A 23,143-nucleotide genomic window follows, 5' to 3' on the forward strand; every position below is an offset into this window, starting at 1 on the left:
AGACAACCAGGATGTTGGCTTAGAAGCAGCCACCATTGAAAGAGTGCGTAATAGCTCACTGGTCGAGTGACTCTGCGCCGAAAATGTAACGGGGCTAAACACGCCACCGAAGCTATGGCATGTACGTAAGTACTTGGGTAGGGGAGCGTTGTATGTACGTTGAAGTCTGACCGTAAGGACAGGTGGAGCGCATACAAGTGAGAATGCCGGTATAAGTAACGAAAAGATCAGTGAGAATCTGATCCGCCGAAAGCCTAAGGGTTCCTGAGGAAGGTTCGTCCGCTCAGGGTCAGTCGGGACCTAAGGCGAGGCCGAAAGGCGTAGTCGATGGACAACAGGTTGATATTCCTGTACCACCGTAGCCGTTATGAGCGATGGAGTGACGCAGAAGGATAGTGACGCGAGCTGATGGATGCTCGTCCAAGCAGTGAGGCTGGTGTGTAGGCAAATCCGCACACCGTAAGGCTGGGCTGTGATGGGGAGGGAAACTTAAAGTACCGAAGGTCATGATTTCACACTGCCAAGAAAAGCTTCTAGCCAGGTGAAGGTGCCCGTACCGCAAACCGACACAGGTGGGCGAGAAGAGAATTCTAAGGCGCGCGGAAGAACTCTCGTTAAGGAACTCGGCAAAATGACCCCGTAACTTCGGGAGAAGGGGTGCCTCGGTAGGGTGAATAGCCCGAGGGGGCCGCAGTGAAAAGGCCCAAGCGACTGTTTAGCAAAAACACAGGTCTGTGCGAAGCCGCAAGGCGAAGTATACGGGCTGACGCCTGCCCGGTGCTGGAAGGTTAAGGGGAGCGGTTAGGGAGTAATCCCGAAGCTGTGAACCGAAGCCCCAGTAAACGGCGGCCGTAACTATAACGGTCCTAAGGTAGCGAAATTCCTTGTCAGGTAAATTCTGACCCGCACGAATGGCGTAACGACTTGGGCGCTGTCTCAACGAGAGATCCGGTGAAATTTTAATACCTGTGAAGATGCAGGTTACCCGCGACAAGACGGAAAGACCCCATGGAGCTTTACTGCAGCTTGATATTGGACTTTGGTACGATCTGTACAGGATAGGTGGGAGCCGTTGAAGCCTGAGCGCCAGCTTGGGTGGAGGCGCCGTTGGGATACCACCCTGATCGTATCGGAGTTCTAACCTGGTACCGTGATCCGGTATGGGGACAGTGTCAGGTGGGCAGTTTGACTGGGGCGGTCGCCTCCTAAAAAGTAACGGAGGCGTCTAAAGGTTCCCTCAGAATGGTTGGAAATCATTCGAAGAGTGCAAAGGCATAAGGGAGCTTGACTGCGAGACAAACAGGTCGAGCAGGGACGAAAGTCGGGCTTAGTGATCCGGTGGTACCGAATGGAAGGGCCATCGCTCAACGGATAAAAGCTACCCTGGGGATAACAGGCTTATCTCCCCCAAGAGTCCACATCGACGGGGAGGTTTGGCACCTCGATGTCGGCTCATCGCATCCTGGGGCTGAAGTAGGTCCCAAGGGTTGGGCTGTTCGCCCATTAAAGCGGTACGCGAGCTGGGTTCAGAACGTCGTGAGACAGTTCGGTCCCTATCTGTCGCGGGCGTAGGAAATTTGAGAGGAGCTGTCCTTAGTACGAGAGGACCGGGATGGACGTACCGCTGGTGTACCAGTTGTCTCGCCAGAGGCATAGCTGGGTAGCTATGTACGGAAGGGATAAGCGCTGAAAGCATCTAAGCGTGAAGCCCACCTCAAGATGAGATTTCCCAATTCGTAAGACCCCCTTGTAGACGACGAGGTTGATAGGTTCGAGGTGGAAGTGCAGCAATGTATGGAGCTGACGAATACTAATCGGTCGAGGGCTTAACCTAAGAGCTTTCCGAAGGAAAGCTAGCTTCGGAAGCAAAACTAAATACCCAAGAAAGTGAAGAAGAGCTACGAAGCATGCATATTCCTAATACTTTCTCGGGGCCCGGAACAAAACCGGTAAATAAATACTCACACTTTACGTAAGTTTCGTATCTAGTTTTCAGGGTGCAAACCTTGAACAAAGCTTATGCTTTCGTAGCCAGTTTTGCTGAAGCAAAACTTATAGTTTGGTGATGATGGCGGAGGGGATCCACGCGTTCCCATCTCGAACACGACCGTTAAGCCCTCCAGCGTCAATGGTACTTGAACCGAAGGGTTCTGGGAGAGTAGAACGTTGCCAAGCGAAAAGTAAGAGTCTTCTGAAGGAAAATCTTCAGAAGACTCTTTTTTTTTTTGCGGGTCGAATAAAACCTCTAAGAAGGTCAACAATAGTAAGGTATTCAATGGACCGGAGGAGGACCGTACAATTTTCCACAGCAGTACTTGTCAAAAAGTAAGGAAATGATTATAATCTAATCAAGGTCAAAGAAAGTCAAAGTCAAGCGGAACTATTCCGTACAGCTATTCGGATTCTTCTCCGTAAGCAGGCATTTCACTTTGTGAGGCCTAGTTTACTTTAAGTCTTCTAGGAGGATGAATTGGATGCGTAATGTTTCAGAAATCATTGAGCAATATTTGAAACATGTCCTGCAGCAAAGTCCCGATGGAGCGATCGAAATTCAACGCAACGAGCTAGCTGATCAATTTCAATGTGTGCCTTCTCAAATAAACTATGTGATAAGTACAAGGTTTACTTTAGAGAAAGGCTATATAGTTGAAAGTAAGCGCGGCGGCGGCGGCTATATTCGTATCCAGAAGATTGAACTCAAGCAGCACGGCTCTATACTTGATCACATTTTTCAAACTATTCATACCCATATCGATCAGATTACGTCGGAAGGTCTAATTTATCAATTGCAGGAAGGGCAATACATTTCTGCACGGGAGGCCAATCTGATGAAAGCTGCGATCTCTAGGGAAGTGTTAGCTTTTAAGCTGCCTCTTAGAGATGAAATTAGAGCGAAAATTTTAAAAGCAATGCTGATATCCTTACTTAGCAAATGAGGAGGGACGTCTTTATGATATGTCAGGAATGCGGGAAAAGACCTGCTACACTTCATTTTACGAAAATTATTAATGGTGAGAAAACAGAGTTTCATATTTGCGAAGCATGTGCACGTGAAAAGGGAGAAATGATCCCAGGTACGTCTAATGGCTTTTCTATCCATAATTTGCTTTCAGGCCTATTGGATTTTGATCCCTCCTCAATGGCCTCAGCAAAACCGCAAACAATCCGTTGTGAACATTGTGGTCTTACGTATTCGCAGTTTAGTAAGTTAGGACGTTTTGGATGCGACTCATGCTACAAAAGTTTTTCGGATAAGTTGGATCCATTGTTTAAGAGAGTTCATGGTAACACCGTTCACGTAGGGAAGGTTCCGAAGAGAAGCGGAGGCCTAATCCAATATAAGCGAGAAATCGAAACCTTAAAGAAGGAAATGATGACCCGCATTGAATTAGAGGAATTTGAACAAGCGGCGAAGATTAGGGATCAAATTCGAGACCTTGAAAAGAAGATTGCAGGAGCATAGAGTCTGAGGAGGGGATGATATCAAATGTCGCTGAATCAATTTACGGGAGATGCTCTCAGCGAATGGATGAAAGGAGACGGACCTGAGTCGGATATAGTCATTAGCAGCCGAATTCGGATTGCCCGTAACCTGAAGGATTATCCTTATCCCATGCTCGCTACAAACCAGCAGTCCCAAGAAGTACTTGATCAACTTTCAGCTGTTTTAGAGAATGAGGAATTAGAGACAATCAGTAATTTTTCATTGGTTCCACTTTCGAGGCTTAATGAGCTTGAGAGAATGGTGCTGGTGGAGAAACATTTAATTAGTCCTAACCTTGTTAATGAGTCCAGAAATGGAGCGGTTATTTTAAGCGAGAATGAATCGATCAGCATCATGATCAATGAAGAGGATCATTTGCGAATACAATGTTTATGTCCGGGATTTCAAATAAAGGAAGCATGGGACCTAGCCAACCAGATCGATGATATTTTTGAGTCTCAGCTTGACTACGGTTATGATGAGAAGCGCGGCTACCTTACAAGCTGTCCTACTAATGTCGGAACAGGCATAAGAGCTTCAGTTATGATGCATCTTCCTGCTCTTGTTCTTACTCAACAAATCAACCGGATTTTGTCGGCAGTAACACAGGTCGGGTTGACAGTTAGAGGATTGTATGGAGAAGGCAGCGAAGCTTTAGGTAACCTATTCCAAATTTCAAATCAAATCACGTTAGGACAATCTGAGGAGGAAATTATCGATAATCTCTTCAGTGTAGCTCGACAAATTATTGAGCATGAACGCGCTGCCAGGCATAAGCTGATGCAAGAATCAAAAATGCGAATCACGGATCGGGTAAACCGCTCTCTTGGCATTCTATCTCATGCAGCCATCATGGATTCTAAGGAAGCAGCTCAGAGGCTTTCCGATGTAAGGTTGGGCATTGATCTGGAGATCATAAAGGACTTGTCGTCCAATATTTTAAATGAGCTGCTGGTGATGACACAGCCGGGCTTCTTACAAATGAATGCCGGAGAAAAGCTTTCCGCAGAGGAGCGCGATGTTCGTCGAGCGGAGTTGATTCGTCAAAGATTCGGACGTTTTTAGAAGCCAAAGTATCATCCTTTAGGATTTCCATAGATATACTACTTTTGGAGGTGTTCTCTATGATGTTTGGAAGATTTACGGAACGCGCACAGAAAGTTCTTTCTCTGGCTCAAGAAGAGGCTGTTCGTTTAGGCCACAATAATATTGGTACAGAGCATATTTTACTTGGACTTATTCGTGAAGGTGAAGGCATTGCCGCTAAGGCACTTGTTGCTTTAGGTTTAGGGCTTGAAAAAATTCAAGATGAGGTTGAGTCCTTAATCGGCCGCGGTCAAGAGCAACCTACCAACATCGCCTACACGCCAAGAGCGAAAAAAGTCATCGAGCTTTCTATGGATGAGGCAAGAAAATTGGGCCATACCTATGTAGGTACAGAGCATATTTTACTTGGTTTGATTCGTGAAGGTGAAGGCGTAGCGGCGCGTGTGTTGAACAATTTAGGCGTAAGCTTGAATAAAGCGCGTCAGCAGGTGCTTCAACTACTGGGAAGCAGCGAAACGGTTTCCCCAAGTCACGGTGCGAATCCGAATGTGAATACGCCGACATTGGATGGACTGGCTAGAGATTTAACTGCATTTGCAAAAGAGGGACACTTAGACCCGGTCATTGGTCGGAGTAAAGAAATCGAGCGTGTAATTCAAGTACTTAGCCGTAGAACGAAAAACAATCCTGTTCTAATCGGGGAACCAGGGGTTGGTAAAACGGCGATTGCTGAAGGTCTTGCGCAAAAAATTATCAACAACGAAATTCCGGAAACGTTAAAAGATAAAAGGGTAATGACACTTGATATGGGCTCTGTTGTAGCCGGCACTAAATATCGGGGGGAATTCGAAGACCGTCTCAAAAAGATTATGGACGAGATTCGTCAGGCGGGTAATATTGTGCTCTTCATCGACGAGCTGCACACCTTAATCGGTGCGGGCGGAGCGGAAGGTGCCATTGATGCTTCGAACATTTTGAAGCCTGCATTAGCAAGGGGCGAATTGCAGTGTATCGGTGCTACAACCTTAGATGAGTACCGCAAATATATCGAGAAAGATGCCGCCCTCGAGAGACGTTTTCAACCGATTACGGTTGATCAGCCTTCAACGGATGAAGCGATTCAAATTTTACATGGCCTTCGCGATCGTTATGAAGCCCATCACCGCGTGAAAATTACCGATGCAGCGATTGAAGAAGCTGTTAAATTATCGGATCGTTACATTACGGACCGTTTCCTTCCGGATAAAGCAATTGATCTCATCGATGAAGCGAGTTCCAAGGTAAGGCTTCGCTCCTACACAATACCGCCTAGCTTGAAGCAATTGGAGAACAAGCTGGACGATATTCGTAAAGAGAAGGATGCTGCGGTACAAAGTCAAGAGTTCGAAAAGGCTGCGGGTCTTCGGGACACAGAGCAAAAGCTTCGTGAGGAGCTAGATTCCACGAAGAATGACTGGAAAGAAAAGCAAGGTCGACTGGATACGGAAGTAACACCGGAAGATATTGCTCAGGTCGTAGCAAGCTGGACTGGGATTCCTGTCAGCAAGCTGGCGGAAGAGGAGACCGAAAGACTGCTCAAAATGGAGGATATCCTGCATGAGCGTGTGATCGGTCAAGAAGAAGCTGTGAAAGCAGTGAGTCGCGCTATTCGCCGCGCTAGAGCTGGACTGAAAGATCCAAAACGTCCAATGGGCTCCTTCATCTTCCTGGGACCAACTGGTGTAGGTAAAACAGAACTCGCACGGGCACTGGCAGAGTCGTTGTTCGGAGATCAAAATGCAGTTATACGAATTGACATGTCTGAGTACATGGAGAAGCACTCCACTTCACGTCTGGTTGGAGCGCCTCCAGGATACGTAGGATATGAAGAAGGCGGCCAACTGACGGAAAAAGTACGCCGTAAACCTTACTCTGTAGTACTGCTGGACGAAATCGAGAAAGCACATCCGGAAGTGTTCAATATCCTGCTTCAAGTGCTGGAAGATGGTCGTCTGACTGATTCCAAAGGCCGTACAGTCGATTTCCGTAATACGTTGATCATCATGACTTCAAACGTTGGTGCCGATACAATTAAGAAGAATTCCACACTCGGATTCACGGCAGCACAAGATGCAGGTAAAGATTACTCCAATATGAAGGATAAAGTGATGGGTGAGCTGAAAAAGAGCTTCCGTCCGGAGTTCCTTAACCGGATCGACGAAATCATCGTCTTCCATTCGCTAGGCGAAGAACACATCGCAGAAATTGTCAGCCTGATGGCCGACGATCTGCGTAAGCGCCTGAAAGAGCAAGAAGTTGATTTCAAATTGACAGATAAAGCGAAGGCATTCCTGGCAAAAGAGGGCTTCGACCCAACATACGGAGCAAGACCGCTTCGCAGGGCCATTCAGAAGCATATTGAAGATCGATTGTCCGAGGAGCTGCTGAGAGGGAATATTTCTAAAGGCGATTCGCTTACAATCGATGAAAAAGATGGCGAGCTCTTCGTGCTCCGCGGCGAAGGTGTAACCGCCCAATAAGTGATAAGAAAGCATTTTGCCCCACTCTAGAGTGGTGGTGAAATGCTTTTTCTTTGGTATCCACGGTTTCCCTGCTGTTGAAAAAGTGGTAAACTTTTGACGGGAAGTCTAAGCTTCTAAGGCTAAGGCTTCCTACAAGGGGAAGGATGAAAGCAGCAAATGAAAAATAAAACTACATATATATGCACAGTGTGTGGAGCCCCACATTCCAAGTGGCAGGGGTTTTGTAATAATTGTCAAGCCAAACATACGATCGAAGAGCAGCTGCCAACCGCAGCAGCGCCTTCAATGGTCAAGCGTGTAACCAAGCCTAATGTTACATTAAAACGATTGTCCGAAACGGAATCACAGAACAGTGACCGCATTGTGACCTCAATTGGAGAGTTCAACAGAGTAATGGGCGGGGGGATTGTAAGGGACTCCTTAACGATCATTACCGCAGAACCTGGCGCTGGTAAATCTACCTTACTGCTGCAGGTCTCCCAGGATGTGGCCAAGAAAGGGCTTAAAGTGCTCTATGCATCCGGTGAGGAAAGCGATAGTCAGATTAAACGTAGAGCAGAACGAATCATACCTAATATTGAACAAAATGTGTGGGTTTACTCGGACACGAGTCTGAACAATGTGTTAGGCTGCATCGATCAGGTAGACCCCGATCTAATTATCGTTGATAGTATCCAGACCTTTATACTGGAGGAGTATACGTCCCGCCCCGGTTCGCCGACGCAGACGATGGAATGTGCGAATGCACTGCTTCGAGTGGCTAAGGATGCAGAGCGTCCAAGAGCCATTATCATGGTCGGACAAATGACGAAGGACAATGAATTAGCAGGACTTAGAGCCTTGGAGCATTTGGTGGATGCGGTGCTTGTACTGGATGGTGAAAACGGTGAAGAACTTAAGCAGCTCTCGGCTAGCAAAAATCGTTACGGAAGTACGGGGGAGATTGGCTTCTTTTCCATGACCGAGGCGGGCATGGTCCCAATCGATAATCCTTCAGAGTTCTTCATGACACAGCGGGATGAGAATGAAATTGTGTCGGGAAGCGCCCTCACCGTGGTGAAGGAGGGAACACGGCCGATTATTTTGGAAGTGGAGAGTTTGGTATCCCACAGTTTTACGCCGTATCCCTCAAGGATTGCGGAATCCTTAAAAAAAGATCAGCTTAGTACGCTAATCTCCATCTTGGAGCAGCGTGCAGGGATAGAGCTTTATACAAAAAATGTAGTTATTAAGACTACAGGTGGTTTTCGATTGAAAGAGCAGTCTTCGAACCTTGCGGTCATTATGAGTATCGTCTCATCGTACAAAAATAAGGGAATACCTAACGACGTCGTATTTATTGCCGATATAGGACTTACGGGTGAGTTGAAGAAGGTTCCCACCTTGGAAGCGAGAATTCGTGAGTTGGAGCGGATGGGCTTTAAGCGAGTGTATGTGGCCAAGAATGCACTGAAGCAACCGGCTTCTTTTAAAAAAATCAAGGTATTCGCTTGTAATACCCTCAGTGAAGTTATCCAAAGCTTGTTCGGACGATCCGCCAATGAATTTGAATAGATACGAGCTTGATTTTGTTTCTTTAGAATGAAATTTTAAATTTCCCTATATAATTAGAAGTGATATAATGAAAGGGTTGAAAAGGAAAGGATTCCCTTTCATCGTGAATCATGGTATCAGGGGCAACTGGCAGCGGAGCTGGAAGAACTCGTCTGCGTGGAGCCAGCTAGTCATCAGGAGGAATAAAATGAGCAAAGAAGAGACGAAGCGAGACGTGATGAGCCAGCTGCTTCAGATGGTAGCTCCTGGAACAGCGTTCCGCGATGGCTTAGAGAATGTCCTTCGCGCCAAGACGGGCGGATTGATTGTAGTTGGTTACAGTCCGGAAGTGACGGAAATTGTTGATGGAGGCTTCTCCATAGATTGTGAGTTTTCGCCTAACTATTTATATGAACTAGCCAAGATGGATGGAGCCATTATTTTAAGTGAAGATGTAAAAAGGATTTTGTTCGCCAATACGCAGTTAATTCCTGACTCCTCGATCCAATCCTCGGAAACCGGTATTCGGCACCGCACGGCGGAGAGGGTTGCCAAGCAGACCAACAAACTAGTGGTCTCCATTTCCCAGAGAAGGAATGTAATTACTTTATATCAAGGGAATTTGCGATATGCTCTGAAAGATATTGGTGTCATTCTGACCAAAGCGAATCAAGCGATTCAGACCTTGGAAAGGTATAAGGTTGTTTTGGACCAGTCGCTTACGAATCTTGGCGCCAGTGAATTTGAAGAGCTTGTTACCCTTCATGATGTAACCAATGTCATTGCCAGAGTTGAGATGGTGCTTCGAATCCGAGCTGAGATCAACCGATATATCAATGAACTTGGCAACGAAGGACGATTGATCAGCATGCAGCTGGAGGAATTAGTCGGCAATGCGGAGCTGGAAGCGCGGCTGCTTGTAAAAGACTATGTCAGAGATTTATCGGATGATAAGGTAAAAGATGTCCTTTCCGGCATGAAGCGTCTATCCTCTGATGAGCTCTTGGAGCCGCATCATATCATACGCTTGTTGGGGTACTCGCACACGAATGCAATAACTGAGGAACCTGTATCCCCAAGAGGCTTTCGTATGCTTAGCAAGATTCCGCGGCTGCCTTCGATTATTATCTCCAATTTAGTGGAAAAGTTCGGGTACCTTCCGCATATGATGATGGCCACTATTGAGGAACTGGATGAAGTTGACGGTATCGGAGAAGTCAGAGCCCGCGCCATTAAGGAAGGTCTCAAGCGAATTCAGGAACAAGTGTTCATTGACAGACATATTTAAAGTGGATACAATCATAAAGTATCATTGTTGAGGTTTTATTAAGCAAGGATTAGGGTATAGTAAATCCAGAGGTGGACAAAAACATATGTTAACGAAATCAATTCCCAGCCTTTTTACAGTAGGGAACTTATTCTTGGGCGTCCTGTCGATTATCCTCGTATTTAATGGAGAGCCGGGTCGCGCAGCCGTGCTTGTCATCGTCGCAATGCTGCTCGATGGGTTGGATGGAAGAGTAGCTCGTGCGCTGAATGCGCAGAGTGAGTTCGGTAAAGAGCTAGATTCCCTGTCGGATGTCATCTCGTTCGGTGTTGCACCTGCATTTATCATGTATGTTGTAGCTTTTAATGATCCGCATGTTATCAGCCCCGCGTTTGCTTGGATTGTTACAGCGATATTCCCGATTTGCGGAGCGCTGCGTTTGGCAAGATTTAACGTGATTGCAGGAGTTCCTGGTTATTTTATTGGTCTGCCGATTCCAGCAGCTGGCGGCGTTTTATGTACGCTTGCACTGTTTAACAACGAAATCAATGTATATGTACTGCTCGTAAGTACAGTGATGTTATCGTATCTGATGGTCAGCACGGTGAAGTATCCGAACTTCAAGAAGGCTGGCATCCCCAAAGCCGCAATTTGGATTACACCGATTATCGTTGCTGTTGCGGTAATTATTGCCATTAAGTGGCCGGAATCCATTTCTAAAATGATCTTTGTACCGCTGCTGATTTATGCGCTGTACGGCTTAAAAAAAACGTTGATGGCATCTTCATCCGTTTACGCAGACGCAACAAAAGACGTGTAATGGATGAGCACTCCGTGAAATCGGATGTCTAGACAGTAGATCTACCGAAAATAAAAAGCATTTATTTTCTTTGAGTAATCAGAAGAAAATAAATGCTTTTTTTGATGGTTCTTGCTTGACCAGATCAGACTAAGACATGTTAAACAAACCAAGAGTTGAACACTTCTTTGATTCATTTTCCACCACTTGATCCATATCTACCTTCAGCAGGTTGCTGAGAGCAGCCATGTAAAACAGATTACGTCCCAGTTCAGCACTAACGACTTCCTTGCAATGCTCGCACAGCTCTCCGTTTACATGCGTGCCAAGTACATCCTTGGCTTCGTCCAGGGTCATCTCTTGATGATACTCCTGTTTGGCAGCATGAATTTGGATACATCCACATTCCGTAATGGATTTGATCACAGAGCGATTGGTTGCCGCATTCGTTTGTTGGAACTTGGATAACACGTCAAGCAGACTACGGTGACGGAGCAACAACTCGGATACTTGATCCTGAAACTGCTTTAAAGTTAAAGAGCTCATAGATCCACCTCGGTGTGTTAGTAAATTCCAACTTCATTATAATGGAAGGTTCTCAATATTTCAATTTCGATGATTAACGATGGTTAATTTGGAACATAATTGTAATAAGGACTGAACTTATATACTGTGGAGGTGAATCTATGATGAAGAAATGGGTACAAGTCATTTTTGCAATCATGGGTGGAAGCTTAGGTTATCAATGGAGTGATTCAATTCTTCGTATGACGGGTGTTTCAGGCGGTCAGCAGGGGTACTGGCTTATGGGGCTTTGTGCTGCAGTTATGTGCTTAGTGTCGGTATGGCTAGTCAATATTGGATGGAAGTTGCTGCAGAAAGGCGAGCGGAACATGGATAATATTCCAGTGGCTGATCTTCTGTCGGGTACCCTTGGGTTAGTGACCGGGCTGCTAATCTCTGCACTCGCATTTCCTGTACTCTCTCAGGCTACATGGGCAGGTCCTTTTGTACCTGTTACCGTTGCGGCTGTGCTCGGCGTTATGGGCTTTAGAATCGGGTATAACAAAAGGGACGAGCTGATTCAGCTCTTAATCCGCTCACGATCACAAGGAAATGAGAAACAAACACATCGTCCCTATGAGGAACACAAAATTCTCGACACAAGCGTAATTATTGATGGGCGGATTGCAGATATTTGCAAAACTGGCTTCATTGAAGGGACGCTGGTAATTCCTGAATTTGTATTAGAAGAATTACAGCATATCGCAGATTCGTCAGATTTACTTAAACGAAACCGTGGCAGACGGGGATTGGATATTCTGAATAAAATCCAGAAGGAACTTGAAGTTAAGGTATTGATTTATGAAGGGGATTTTGAAGAAATATCGGAAGTGGACAGCAAGCTCGTCAGACTGGCTAAAGTTCTGCAAGGTAAAGTCATAACCAATGATTTTAATCTTAACAAAGTTTGCGAGCTGCAAGGAGTTTCTGTACTGAACATTAATGACCTAGCGAACGCGGTTAAGCCTGTAGTGCTTCCTGGTGAAGAAATTATCGTTCAAGTTATTAAAGACGGCAAAGAGCACGGACAAGGTGTTGCGTATCTGGATGACGGCACGATGATCGTCGTAGAAGGCGGTCGAGAATTTATCGGTATGACCCTAGAAGTCATGGTAACTAGTGTACTGCAGACTTCCGCGGGACGAATGATTTTTGCGAAGCCGAAATTGTTGGAAAAAGCCCAGTAACATTGTATGATAAGGGAAGGCATTCAAGCGGGGGAAGGTGCAGGGTGCCGATACCAACTCGTAGGTGGGGTTTCGAATGGGCAAGGTGGGTGCCGTTATTGTAGCGGCAGGTAAGGGGTCTCGCATGCGCTCGGCAGAGAGCAAGCAGTACCTACAACTCGGAGACAAACCGATTCTTGTACATACATTGCAATTATTTCAAAACATAACAGAAGTGGATGAAATTGTTTTGGTGGTTCCGGCTGCGGATGTACAGCGTTGCAAGGATCTCGTAAATATCTATTCGATTACCAAGGTGTCGCGGGTCCAGGCAGGTGGAGTTGAACGTCAGGACTCCGTTAGACTGGGACTTGCAGCGCTTCAAGAGGATACGGAGTGGGTGCTTGTCCATGATGGAGTCAGACCCTTTACAGCTGTGGAGCATATTATTGGATGCTTAAATCAGGCAAAGGAAGCTGGGGCCGCCGTGCTGGCCGTTCCGGTCAAGGATACGATCAAAGTCGTAGACCAATCGAAATGCATTCAATCCACGCCGGATAGACGAAGCTTGTGGGCGATTCAAACCCCGCAGGCTTTTCGGCTTGCTTTGCTGCAGAAGGCGCAGGAGCTTGCTATCCAAGATGGTTTTATTGGAACAGATGATGCTAGCTTAGTGGAAAGAACAGGAACGAATGTTCTTGTCGTCGAAGGGGATTACTATAATATTAAAATCACAACGCCAGAGGACCTGCCTTGGGCGGAGTGGATTCTAAAGCATGTAAGAGGAGAGCGAAATTCATGATTCGTGTAGGACAAGGATTCGATGTGCATCAATTAGTCGAAGGACGCAAATGCATCATTGGCGGAGTCACTATTCCATATGAGAAAGGCTTGCTGGGACATTCTGATGCGGATGTCTTGCTGCATGCTATCAGTGATGCCATTCTGGGAGCTTTAGGCCTCGGGGATATCGGCAAACATTTCCCAGATACGGCTGCAGAATACAAGGATGCGGACAGCTTGATATTGCTGAAGCGGGTTTGGTCGCTAGCTAAAGAAAAAGGATATCGACTTGGTAACGCCGATTCCACGATTATTGCGCAAAAGCCGAAGATGGCTCCCTATATTCCGCAAATGGTTGAAATTATAGCGGATGCGCTGGAAGCAAAGCCTGATCAAGTCAATGTTAAAGCGACAACAACAGAGCAATTAGGTTTCACGGGAAGAGGCGAGGGTATTGCTGCTCAATCTGTTGTTTGTTTAATTCAGGATGTGCTAGAATAGCAGGTATTATGGGGTGAAGAGGGGTTCGTGTTCATGAGTCAACCATTACGTGTGCGTTACGCACCTAGTCCAACTGGACATTTACATATCGGCGGAGCGCGTACAGCTTTATTTGATTATTTGCTCGCTCGCCGGAACAACGGAGTTTTTATTGTACGTTTTGAAGATACAGACCAGACTCGTCATAAGGAGTCGGGAATCGCAGACCAATTAAGCGGCCTTAAGTGGCTAGGGCTCGATTGGGACGAGAGTGTTGATATCGGAGGTCCTTATGGTCCATACCGTCAAATGGAGCGCCTTGACCTATACAAACCGTACACAGACCAACTGCTTAGCCAAGGGAATGCTTATCCTTGCTACTGTACGGAAGAAGATTTGGAGCAGGAACGGGCAGAGCAGGAAGCCAAAGGCGAAATGCCGCGTTATTCCGGTAAGTGCCGTCATTTGACGAGTGAGCAGAGAAACGCATTTGAACAGGCGGGCCGTAAGCCTTCAATCCGTTTCCGTGTGCCGGAAGACCGTATCATTGCATTTGATGACAAAGTGCGTGAGCACGTAGAGTTTGAATCCAATGGAATCGGCGACTTCATTATTGTTCGTCCTGACGGAATTCCTACCTATAACTTCGCAGTAATTCTCGATGACCATCTTATGAAGATCAACCTGGTCATTCGTGGTGAGGAGCATCTTTCCAATACACCAAGGCAGATCTTGATGTATGAGGCGCTGGGTCTCCCGGTTCCGGAATTTGCTCATCTGTCGCTAATCTTGAATCAAGACCGTAAAAAAATGAGTAAACGGGATGAATCGATCATTCAGTTTATTGAACAATACAAAGAACTCGGCTATTTGCCTGAGGCTGTCGTGAACTTTATCGCACTTCTCGGCTGGTCCCCGGGCGGTGAAGAGGAGATGTTCACGAAGGAAGAATTGATCGCGCAATTTGACTTGAACCGTGTTTCCAAGAGCCCCGCTGTCTTTGATATGGACAAGCTAAATTGGATGAACAATCATTATTTGAAAAAAGCGCCGCTTTCGCGGGTTGTAGACCTATGCCTGCCTCATCTGCAAAAAGCTGGTTTCATCCAAGGTGAGCTCTCTTCGGAGAAAACACACTGGGTGGAAACATTGGTTGGACTCAATCAGGAGAGAATGCGCTACGCGGCTGAAATTGTGGAGCTCGCACAGTTGTTCTTCCAGGATGAGCTCGTTATGGAAGAAGAGGCTTCGGCTATTCTGCAAGAAGAGCACGTACCTGTGGTCCTGAGCAGATTTTTACAGCAAGTTGAGCAAGCAGAAGATTTTTCTGTCGAAGCAATTCCCGGTATGGTAAAGCAGGTGCAGAAGGATACCGGTTACAAAGGTAAACAACTGTTCATGTCCATACGTGCTGCATTGACCGGACAAGTGCATGGACCTGATTTGAATAAGTCAATCTTCTTGTTAGGCAAAGAAAAAGTTGTGGCGAGACTGCGGAAGTGATTGTATTCCCTGCTTCTTTTCGCTATACTTAGTTCAATATGAAAAGCAAGGATCAGGAGAGTACGAATGACGTAGGATTTTCCAGAGAGGATAATCAAAGCTTCAAGCTTTGGCTGTGAGTTATCCATGTCCCGTTATCGGAAGTGCACCTGGGAGCTGCTGTGCCGAAGTTCGCAAGTGGGCTCGTAGGTGCAGCCGGAAGTTGCCCACGTTACGGGAGCATAAGTTGGGAGACTTCCAAGTCGCCAAGCAGAGTGGAACCGCGGTAGAACGCCTCTGCAGCCTAAGGGCTGCGGGGGCTTTTTGTATTATCTAGATCCGTAAGAAGGTGATAGCATGTGGAAAACGATCAAGTCTGATATTTCTGCTGTGTTTGATAATGATCCTGCTGCTCGCAGCTGGTTTGAAGTTGCCTTTACGTATTCGGGCCTTCATGCCATCTGGTGGCATCGGATCGGACACTGGTTTTTCAAGAAGAGAATGTTTACGATTGCCCGTATCGTCTCCCAGTTCAGCCGGTTCATGACGGGGATCGAGATTCATCCCGGTGCTGTGATTGGCAAACGCCTTTTTATTGACCATGGTATGGGAGTCGTCATCGGGGAGACCTGCATCATTGGTGATGATGTTACGCTTTACCAAGGTGTAACTTTAGGAGGCACAGGTAAAGAAAAAGGAAAACGACACCCGACAATTGGTAATAATGTGATTATTGGCTCGGGTGCTAAAATCATCGGTTCTTTTACAGTTGGTGAAAATTCTCGAGTGGGTCCTAATACGGTCGTAATTAAAGAGGTTCCTCCTAACAGTACGGTCGTTTGTATTCCGGGTAAAATTGTGAAGCGGGACGGAGTGCGTGTAAATCGATTGGATCATACGAGCTTGCCGGACCCGGTTATTGATATCTTTGAAGGTTTGCAGAAGCAGATCAACGAGCTGAAGGAAGAGCTGGAACAAGAAAGACAAAGAAATGGAGGAACAAGACAGCATGACGCTCAAAGTGTATAATACGTTGTCACGTAAGAAAGAAGAATTCGTGCCTTTGCAGCCGGGTAAGGTTAACATGTATGTTTGCGGTCCAACCGTATATAACTATATTCATATCGGGAACGGTCGTCCGGTCATTTTCTTTGATGTGGTTCGCAGATATTTGGAATTCCAGGGTTACGCGGTCAATTACGTGACCAACTTCACGGATGTGGATGATAAAATGATTCGCAAGGCTGAGGAAGAAGGCACCACTGTTCCGCAGCTTGCAGAAACCTACATCCAAGCTTTTCTCGAGGATATTAAAGCGCTAGGTGTTCATGAAGCAAGCTTAAATCCGCGAGTGACGGAAAACATTCAAGAGATCATCGATTTTATCGCCGACCTGGAGTCCAAAGGCTTTGCTTACGAAAGCCGCGGCGACGTTTATTACCGTACAACGAAATTTTCGGACTACGGCAAATTGTCTCATCAAAATCTAGATGAGCTGCAATATGGCATACGCATCGAGGTCGACGACCGCAAAGAAAATCCGCAGGATTTCGTACTGTGGAAAGCGGCGAAGCGAGGTGAAATCGCATGGGAAAGTCCCTGGGGGCAAGGGCGTCCAGGCTGGCATATTGAGTGCTCCGCCATGGTTCGGAAGTATTTAGGCGATACTATTGATATCCATGGCGGTGGATTTGATTTAACATTCCCTCACCATGAATGCGAGATTGCTCAAACCGAAGCTTTAACCGGCGAACCAATGGCGAATTACTGGATGCACAACGCGTTCCTAAATATCGATAATGAGAAAATGTCCAAATCACTCGGAAACGGCATTCTCATCCGTGATCTCATAAAAGCTATCAAACCGGAAGTGTTCCGCTTCTTTATGCTTTCGGCGCATTACCGGAATCCGCTGAATTTCAGTGATGAAAGCCTGAAACAAGCAGCGAATGGACTTGAGCGCATCCAGAATGCCTATGACAATCTGAAGCATCGCTTAAATACCGCTTCTCAAGAGCGGGCACTAGAAGAAGGATTGGAAGATAGAGTTGCTACCATTGCCAATCGATTTAATGAAAAAATGAGCGATGATTTTAATACGCCAGATGCGATTACGGCTATCTTCGATCTTGTCGCTGAAGCAAATCTGTATCTGCAGCAGGAGCGGGCCACAACTGCCGCAATCCAGCTTTTCATAGATCAACTGCACTCTTTCGATCGAGTGTTCGGTATTCTTAGTCAAGCTTCAGAGGAATTGCTGGATGAAGAAATTGAACAGTTGATTGTGGATCGCACGGAAGCCCGTAAGAGTAAAAACTGGGCAAGAGCGGACGAGATTCGCAATCTGCTCACAGAGAAAGGGATATTCCTCGAAGATACACCGCAAGGAATACGCTGGCGCCGCAAATGAACGAACATATCTCGGATCCGTTTCAATTGTTTCATTTTCCGCCTTCCAAGAGTCCGAATCTGCTTAGTCCGTTGGTCCTTGCTTATATCGGTGATGCCGTCTATGAGGTATATATAAGGCAGTATGTGATTTCACTTGCGAATCACAGACCCAATCAATTGCACAAAATGTCTACGCAGTTTGTTTCGGCTAAGGCTCAAGCTAAGCTTTTGGAAGCACTGATACCGCAGCTGACGGAGGAAGAACTGGATATTGTTAAGCGTGGACGGAACGCGAAGTCTGGAACTACGGCCAAGAATGCGGATGTGCTGGAATACCGGCACAGTACCGCCTTTGAGTGCCTGATAGGATACTTATACTATACAAAAGCATTTGAGCGTTTGAAGGAGTTATTAGATTTCGCCATAGCGTTCAAAACAGCTAAATAATTTCTAGAGAGCAAGGAGGAAACCTGATGTCAGAAGAATACATAGGCGGCAAGCATTCGGTGCTCGAGGCACTGCGCTCAGGCCGGACCATTAATAAGATATGGGTAGCGGAAAATGCTCAAAAGCAATTCGCCGGCCCTATCGTGGCCGAGGCGAAAAACCACGGTATTATTGTGCAATTCACAGATAAACGTAAGCTGGATCAAATGGCAGAAGGGCTTCAACATCAAGGTGTAGTAGCCCAGGTTGCTGCTTATGAGTATGTAGAAATAGAAGATATCCTAGGGTTAGCCAAGGAGCGGGGTGAGGATCCATTCATTCTTATTCTGGATGAAATCGAAGATCCTCATAATCTGGGATCTATACTTAGGACCTCCGACTGCACGGGTGTGCACGGAGTCATCATCCCGAAACGTCGATCCGTAGGGCTAACGGCAGCTGTATCCAAAACATCCGCAGGAGCTGTTGAGTACGTACCAGTGGCGCGGGTTACGAATATCGCGCAGACGATTGAACAGCTTAAAGAAGAAGGTGTCTGGATTGCAGGTACAGACGTATCAGCTGCTCAAGACGTCTACAAAGCTAATTTCAAAATGCCTATCGCATTAGTTATTGGCAATGAAGGAAAAGGCGTAGGTCGATTAATCAAAGAAAAATGCGACTTTCTTGTCAAGCTCCCGATGACCGGCCAGATCAATTCGTTGAATGCTTCCGTAGCCGCGGGAGTTTTGATGTATGAAGTAGTAAGACAGCGCACCATGAGCTAATAGTATGGAAGAGTTTTTAATCGTCGACGGCTATAATATTATTGGAGCCTGGCCGGAGCTTAGCAAGCTTAAGGATACGGATCTGGAAGGCGCGAGAGACAAGCTGATCCACATGCTTTCAGAATACCAGTCTTTCTCGGGAATGAAAGTATATCTTGTCTTTGATGCTTACATGGTGCCTGGGCTTGGGAAAAAGTATGTTCAAAGCAAGCTTAGTGTTTTATATACCAAAGAAAAAGAGACGGCGGACGAATTAATAGAAAGATTGGTTACGAACTTGATGGGCAGGCGCAAACAAATCCATGTAGCCACCTCGGACATGATTGAGCAGCACGTTATTTTCGGCAAAGGAGCCCTTAGGCTTCCGGCAGGGGAGCTTTGGGTTAAAATCAATCAGAGCCGCAAAGAGGTCAGAGCACGAATTCAACCTGAAAAGTCATCGAAAAAAAACCCGTTTGACGACAAAATCAAAGGGGATGTCAGGGATATTTTTGAGCGTTGGCGCAGGGGCCAATAATCCTCCAAATGCTAGAAATGACGGGGTTCCCCGTTGACGATGTGAGTTTTATTCATGTATACTTAACCTATCCTTAAAGAAGAAATCTAGGTAGTCCTGCAGGCCGGAGGGATTGTTGGTGAGTGTCGACCTCAAAGAGTTGAGAATGTATGATTATGACCTCAAGCCAGATGAAGACATAGTCGAAGCAGTCCGTGAAGGCAGTAGCGAAGCATTGGAATACCTGATCAATAAATATAAGAATTTTGTGCGTGCCAAGGCGCGCTCCTATTTTTTGATAGGTGCTGATCGAGAGGATATCGTGCAGGAAGGAATGATAGGTTTATATAAATCTATTCGAGACTTCCGCGGCGATAAGCTCGCGTCTTTTAAAGCCTTTGCCGAACTATGCATTACTAGGCAGATCATCACGGCTATCAAGACAGCGACTCGCCAAAAGCATATTCCATTGAATTCCTACGTTTCATTGGACAAGCCTATTTATGATGAGGATTCTGATCGTACACTGCTTGACGTTATAAGCGGTTCCAGGGTTACCGACCCGGAGGAACTCGTAATCAATCAAGAAGAGTTTACAGGTCTCGAAGATAAAATGGGAGAAATACTGAGCGACTTGGAGCGGAGAGTGCTCATGCTTTATTTGGATGGACGCTCCTATCAAGAGATTGCTGTTGATCTTGACCGCCATGTCAAATCTATAGATAACGCCCTACAACGGGTCAAACGAAAGCTTGAACGCTATTTGGAAGTTAGAGACCTATAAAAACACTTTTGCAGCTCAGGCGCAAAGGTGTTTTCTTTTAAAATATAAGAATTTATAAGTTTCACTTAATAATTCGGCTTATATTTTTTATAAACGTACTCGTCATTAAAGTTGAGTGCCCCCCTTATAATAGACATTGGAAAAACCCCCTGGGTAAACCGATGAATTATTAGGGGGGCATTTCTATGGCGATCAAAGGACAAACGTTTAGACATTATCCAGAATCCATCAAGACAGAGGCTATTCGTTTACATGAGGTGGAGGGTTGGAGCTACCGAGAAATCACAGAACATTTGGGGATATATGATAAGGGACGGGTCAAGAAGTGGATGAGTAAATACCGTGAGTGCGGCGAAGAAAGTTTTAAGGACAAGCGTGGAGGCCCCTTTCGAGCAGAGACAGAGCAAGAGCGACTAATTCGACAGTTGCAATTAGAGGTAGATGTGCTAAAAAAGTGGTTACAAATCTTGAGTCGGGAGGTGCACAAGATAAATACTACGTCATAGATGAGTTGAAGGAGCAGCAAAGCGTGAAAGAGTTATGTTCTTATTTGGGAGTAAGCAGAAGTGGTTACTACGCCTATGTAAAGCGTAGGACAACAGATCCTGATGGAGAACTAAAGCTCAAAATCTTGGCGATCTACGAGCAGCGTAAGAAGATTCTAGGGTACCGCCGTATTCAAGATGAGTTGTATCGTCAGCATAACCTTATCGTCAATCATAAGAAGGTTTTGCGCCTTATGCAAGAACTTGGCATCAAGTCAATTATCCGCCGCAAATATAAGTATCAAACGAGTCATGAAGCAGCTATATCCGACGGGAGAGTGGCCGAGAACTTGCTAAAGCGGAACTTCCATGCCGACGGTCCAAATCAAAAGTGGGTTACAGATGTTACGCAATATCGTGTGTTCGATGATCGGGTCTACTTATCGGCCATAAAGGATCTCTGGAACGGCGAAATTGTGGCTTATCACATCAGTAACCGTAACGACAATCCGCTTGTATTAGATACGTTTAGAAAAGCATTTAAAGCGCATAAAGACGTGTCTGGATTGATCGTTCACAGCGATCAAGGAAGCCAGTACACGTCTCATGCTTACCACGACATGCTGCCAAAGGTTGGCGCCCGAATCAGCATGTCCCGCCGAGGCAATTGTTATGATAATGCCTCTATGGAAAGTTTCTTCTCTCATTTGAAAGTGGAAGCTCTCTATCCCTATGATATCCGAAGTATCGAGGAAGTACAAAGGCGAATTGAGGAATTTATTCGATTTTATAACGAGGAAAGAGCACAGAAAAAACTAAACAAGCTGACTCCGGTTGAGTACCGGCGCCAGCTTGTTGCCTAGGGCTTTTTTCAATGTCTACTAAATGGGGTCTTGACCAAAGGACGGAGTAAGCCGTTTATCTCATATGATAGTAGTACAGGTTTAATTTAACGGAAGGCAGTCGATACTGGTTGATACTTCACGCCCGTAAAATAGGCAGAAAGAGTAGAGCTCGCGAGACTTCTTCCTTGACACGTTATTACAGGTTGTGATAAAGTATTTCAGGTAGCCCTAAATGTCGCTTTCTTTCTGATGCGCAAAAAGGGCTGTACTCAGAAAGTGTCTGTAGGAGGTGTACATCATGCGGGTTATCATCACATTAGCGTGCACAAATTGCAAACAAAGAAACTATGCATCCACTAAAAATAAGCGCAACAATCCCGACCGTATTGAGTTGAAGAAATATTGCAGATTCTGCAATGGACATACTGCTCATCGCGAGACTAGGTAGTTCCTTGGAGGTGTAGTTTGTGGCGTTCTTGGCTAGAATGAAACAAAGCTTCGGATCCACCTTTTCCTTCTTCACCGATAGTTGGTCAGAACTCAAGAAAGTCAAGTGGCCAAGCCGCAAAGAAATGACTACCTATACGCTTGTCGTACTTGGTACGGTAGCTTTTGTTGCCATTTATTTTTTTGTGATCGATCTTGGAATCACTGAGCTGCTGCGCCTTGTTTTTAAATAAACAGGACTATAGGTGAATTCAAACATGGAAAAAAGATGGTACGTCGTACATACCTATTCCGGGTATGAGAACAAAGTGAAAGCCAATCTAGAGAAACGCGTTGAATCCATGGAAATGCAGGACAAGATCTTCCGCGTGCTTGTGCCGATGGAAGAGGAACTGGTGAACAAAGACGGGAAAAAGAAAACCGTCATGCGTAAAGTTTACCCGGGATATGTGCTTGTTGAAATGATTCAAACGGATGATTCCTGGTATGTTGTTCGCAATACGCCTGGAGTTACTGGGTTCGTAGGTTCTACGGGATCCGGCTCTAAACCGACTGCTCTGCTTCCTGAGGAAGTGGAAGCCATCCTGAAGCACATGGGCATGGAAGAACCGAAGCCGAAGATCGACTTCGAACTGAAAGAAACCGTGCGCGTCAAGGTGGGGCCTTTTGCAAATTTTGTTGGCTCGGTTGAAGAAATTGTTGCGGACAAAGGCAAGCTCAAGGTTCACGTCAATATGTTTGGTAGAGAAACCCCTCTTGAGTTGGATTTCAACCAAGTGGAGAAGCTATAAAACGAGACAACCTAGGGTTTCTACCAGGTCTATTCCTCGGGATAGACCTTCGTTAGTGGGAGGGTATTTTGCCCGTCTAACCACACTAAGTGCAAGGAGGTGTCAACATGGCAAAAAAGGTTATTAAAATGGTAAAGCTTCAAGTTCCAGCTGGTAAAGCTAATCCGGCTCCGCCAATCGGTCCGGCTCTTGGTCAAGCAGGTGTGAACATCATGGCTTTCTGTAAAGAGTTTAACGCTCGTACTGCTGATCAAGCTGGTTTGATCATTCCAGTTGAAATCACAGTATTCGAAGATCGTTCCTTTACATTTATCACAAAAACGCCTCCGGCTGCAGTTCTTCTTCGCGTAGTTGCTGGTATCGAAAAAGGATCCGGTGAACCAAACAAAAAGAAAGTTGCAACTGTAAAGCGTGCGAAAGTTCGCGAAATCGCTGAGCAAAAAATGCCAGACCTTAACGCTGCATCCGTAGAGGCTGCAATGCGCATGGTCGAAGGTACTGCTCGCAGCATGGGTATCGTCATCGAAGACTAATTCCATTAAGGAATGTGTGTTCTAATGTGT

24 protein-coding genes and 2 rRNA genes (1 of these 26 running past the window's edge) are annotated in these 23,143 nt (G+C 45.9%); 25 read left to right on the forward strand and 1 reads right to left on the reverse strand.

Annotated elements, in window-relative coordinates:
• The 9 genes from L0M14_RS29980 to pssA form a co-directional block, all read left to right on the forward strand.
• Positions 1-1,834: ribosomal RNA gene (locus L0M14_RS29980) — 23S ribosomal RNA — on the forward strand; it begins 1,085 nt to the left of the window's first position.
• A gap of 224 nt (positions 1,835-2,058) precedes the next feature.
• A 5S ribosomal RNA gene (gene rrf, locus L0M14_RS29985) occupies positions 2,059-2,175 on the forward strand.
• A 299-nt stretch (positions 2,176-2,474) separates the two neighbouring features.
• Positions 2,475-2,936, forward strand: a complete 462-nt coding sequence (locus tag L0M14_RS29990; protein WP_235120046.1) for a CtsR family transcriptional regulator — start codon at positions 2,475-2,477, stop codon at positions 2,934-2,936.
• Between the two features lie 14 nt (positions 2,937-2,950).
• Positions 2,951-3,463 carry a protein-arginine kinase activator protein McsA gene (locus tag L0M14_RS29995; RefSeq protein WP_235120047.1) on the forward strand — a complete coding sequence of 171 codons (513 nt, stop codon included), beginning with the start codon at positions 2,951-2,953 and terminating at the stop codon, positions 3,461-3,463.
• A gap of 24 nt (positions 3,464-3,487) precedes the next feature.
• A complete protein-coding gene (locus L0M14_RS30000; RefSeq protein WP_235120049.1) occupies positions 3,488-4,549 on the forward strand; it encodes a protein-arginine kinase McsB in 1,062 nt (353 codons plus the stop codon).
• Between the two features lie 59 nt (positions 4,550-4,608).
• Positions 4,609-7,050, forward strand: a complete 2,442-nt coding sequence (gene clpC, locus L0M14_RS30005; protein WP_235120051.1) for an ATP-dependent protease ATP-binding subunit ClpC — start codon at positions 4,609-4,611, stop codon at positions 7,048-7,050.
• A 159-nt stretch (positions 7,051-7,209) separates the two neighbouring features.
• The gene (radA, locus tag L0M14_RS30010) at positions 7,210-8,607 is read left to right on the forward strand and encodes a DNA repair protein RadA (protein WP_235120052.1); all 1,398 of its coding nucleotides are present in this window, start codon (positions 7,210-7,212) and stop codon (positions 8,605-8,607) included.
• Positions 8,608-8,794: 187 nt separating this feature from the next.
• The gene (gene disA, locus L0M14_RS30015; protein WP_235120055.1) at positions 8,795-9,874 is read left to right on the forward strand and encodes a DNA integrity scanning diadenylate cyclase DisA; all 1,080 of its coding nucleotides are present in this window, start codon (positions 8,795-8,797) and stop codon (positions 9,872-9,874) included.
• Between the two features lie 85 nt (positions 9,875-9,959).
• Positions 9,960-10,673 (forward strand): CDP-diacylglycerol--serine O-phosphatidyltransferase, encoded by a 714-nt coding sequence (pssA, locus tag L0M14_RS30020; protein ID WP_405030811.1) that lies wholly within the window; start codon positions 9,960-9,962, stop codon positions 10,671-10,673.
• A 129-nt stretch (positions 10,674-10,802) separates the two neighbouring features.
• On the opposite strand, the gene L0M14_RS30025 is transcribed toward pssA, so the two are convergent.
• Positions 10,803-11,198 carry a DUF1573 domain-containing protein gene (locus tag L0M14_RS30025; protein WP_235120056.1) on the reverse strand — a complete coding sequence of 132 codons (396 nt, stop codon included), beginning with the start codon at positions 11,196-11,198 and terminating at the stop codon, positions 10,803-10,805.
• Positions 11,199-11,338: 140 nt separating this feature from the next.
• Here L0M14_RS30025 and L0M14_RS30030 point away from each other — a divergent pair, with 140 nt between their 5' ends.
• The 16 genes from L0M14_RS30030 (at position 11,339) to rplK (ending at position 23,113) form a co-directional block, all read left to right on the forward strand.
• Positions 11,339-12,403 carry a PIN/TRAM domain-containing protein gene (locus tag L0M14_RS30030; protein ID WP_235120057.1) on the forward strand — a complete coding sequence of 355 codons (1,065 nt, stop codon included), beginning with the start codon at positions 11,339-11,341 and terminating at the stop codon, positions 12,401-12,403.
• A gap of 76 nt (positions 12,404-12,479) precedes the next feature.
• Complete coding sequence (gene ispD / locus L0M14_RS30035) at positions 12,480-13,184, forward strand: 2-C-methyl-D-erythritol 4-phosphate cytidylyltransferase (RefSeq protein ID WP_235120058.1); 705 nt, start codon at positions 12,480-12,482, stop codon at positions 13,182-13,184.
• On the forward strand, positions 13,181-13,666 hold the full coding sequence (gene ispF / locus L0M14_RS30040; RefSeq protein WP_235120060.1) for a 2-C-methyl-D-erythritol 2,4-cyclodiphosphate synthase: 486 nt from the start codon (positions 13,181-13,183) through the stop codon (positions 13,664-13,666). Before ispD ends, ispF begins: the two co-directional genes overlap by 4 nt.
• A gap of 33 nt (positions 13,667-13,699) precedes the next feature.
• Entirely contained in the window at positions 13,700-15,148 is a 1,449-nt protein-coding gene (gene gltX, locus L0M14_RS30045; protein ID WP_235120061.1) for a glutamate--tRNA ligase, read from the forward strand.
• A 336-nt stretch (positions 15,149-15,484) separates the two neighbouring features.
• Positions 15,485-16,156, forward strand: coding sequence for a serine O-acetyltransferase (cysE, locus tag L0M14_RS30050; protein WP_235120063.1), 672 nt, complete (start codon positions 15,485-15,487; stop codon positions 16,154-16,156).
• Positions 16,137-17,537 (forward strand): cysteine--tRNA ligase, encoded by a 1,401-nt coding sequence (cysS, locus tag L0M14_RS30055; RefSeq protein ID WP_235120064.1) that lies wholly within the window; start codon positions 16,137-16,139, stop codon positions 17,535-17,537. Before cysE ends, cysS begins: the two co-directional genes overlap by 20 nt.
• Positions 17,534-17,965 carry a Mini-ribonuclease 3 gene (locus tag L0M14_RS30060; protein WP_235120065.1) on the forward strand — a complete coding sequence of 144 codons (432 nt, stop codon included), beginning with the start codon at positions 17,534-17,536 and terminating at the stop codon, positions 17,963-17,965. The genes cysS and L0M14_RS30060 overlap by 4 nt, the downstream gene beginning before the upstream one ends.
• A 26-nt stretch (positions 17,966-17,991) precedes the next feature.
• Positions 17,992-18,732: a 23S rRNA (guanosine(2251)-2'-O)-methyltransferase RlmB gene (gene rlmB, locus L0M14_RS30065; protein WP_235120066.1), complete on the forward strand. Its 741-nt coding sequence runs from the start codon at positions 17,992-17,994 to the stop codon at positions 18,730-18,732.
• A gap of 4 nt (positions 18,733-18,736) precedes the next feature.
• Positions 18,737-19,249 carry an NYN domain-containing protein gene (locus L0M14_RS30070; protein WP_235120067.1) on the forward strand — a complete coding sequence of 171 codons (513 nt, stop codon included), beginning with the start codon at positions 18,737-18,739 and terminating at the stop codon, positions 19,247-19,249.
• A gap of 118 nt (positions 19,250-19,367) precedes the next feature.
• The gene (sigH, locus tag L0M14_RS30075; protein ID WP_028557511.1) at positions 19,368-20,012 is read left to right on the forward strand and encodes an RNA polymerase sporulation sigma factor SigH; all 645 of its coding nucleotides are present in this window, start codon (positions 19,368-19,370) and stop codon (positions 20,010-20,012) included.
• Between the two features lie 185 nt (positions 20,013-20,197).
• Positions 20,198-20,518 (forward strand): helix-turn-helix domain-containing protein, encoded by a 321-nt coding sequence (locus L0M14_RS30080; protein WP_235119063.1) that lies wholly within the window; start codon positions 20,198-20,200, stop codon positions 20,516-20,518.
• The gene (locus L0M14_RS30085; RefSeq protein WP_235119064.1) at positions 20,467-21,360 is read left to right on the forward strand and encodes an IS3 family transposase; all 894 of its coding nucleotides are present in this window, start codon (positions 20,467-20,469) and stop codon (positions 21,358-21,360) included. Before L0M14_RS30080 ends, L0M14_RS30085 begins: the two co-directional genes overlap by 52 nt.
• Before the next feature lie 280 nt (positions 21,361-21,640).
• The gene (gene rpmG, locus L0M14_RS30090; RefSeq protein WP_235120068.1) at positions 21,641-21,790 is read left to right on the forward strand and encodes a 50S ribosomal protein L33; all 150 of its coding nucleotides are present in this window, start codon (positions 21,641-21,643) and stop codon (positions 21,788-21,790) included.
• A 19-nt stretch (positions 21,791-21,809) separates the two neighbouring features.
• Complete coding sequence (secE, locus tag L0M14_RS30095; RefSeq protein ID WP_235120069.1) at positions 21,810-22,022, forward strand: preprotein translocase subunit SecE; 213 nt, start codon at positions 21,810-21,812, stop codon at positions 22,020-22,022.
• Positions 22,023-22,046: 24 nt separating this feature from the next.
• A complete protein-coding gene (gene nusG, locus L0M14_RS30100) occupies positions 22,047-22,580 on the forward strand; it encodes a transcription termination/antitermination protein NusG (RefSeq protein ID WP_235120070.1) in 534 nt (177 codons plus the stop codon).
• Between the two features lie 107 nt (positions 22,581-22,687).
• Positions 22,688-23,113, forward strand: a complete 426-nt coding sequence (gene rplK, locus L0M14_RS30105) for a 50S ribosomal protein L11 (RefSeq protein WP_235120074.1) — start codon at positions 22,688-22,690, stop codon at positions 23,111-23,113.
• Positions 23,114-23,143 lie beyond the last annotated feature (30 nt).

Source organism: Paenibacillus hexagrammi (assembly GCF_021513275.1).
GTDB lineage: Bacteria > Bacillota > Bacilli > Paenibacillales > NBRC-103111 > Paenibacillus_E > Paenibacillus_E hexagrammi.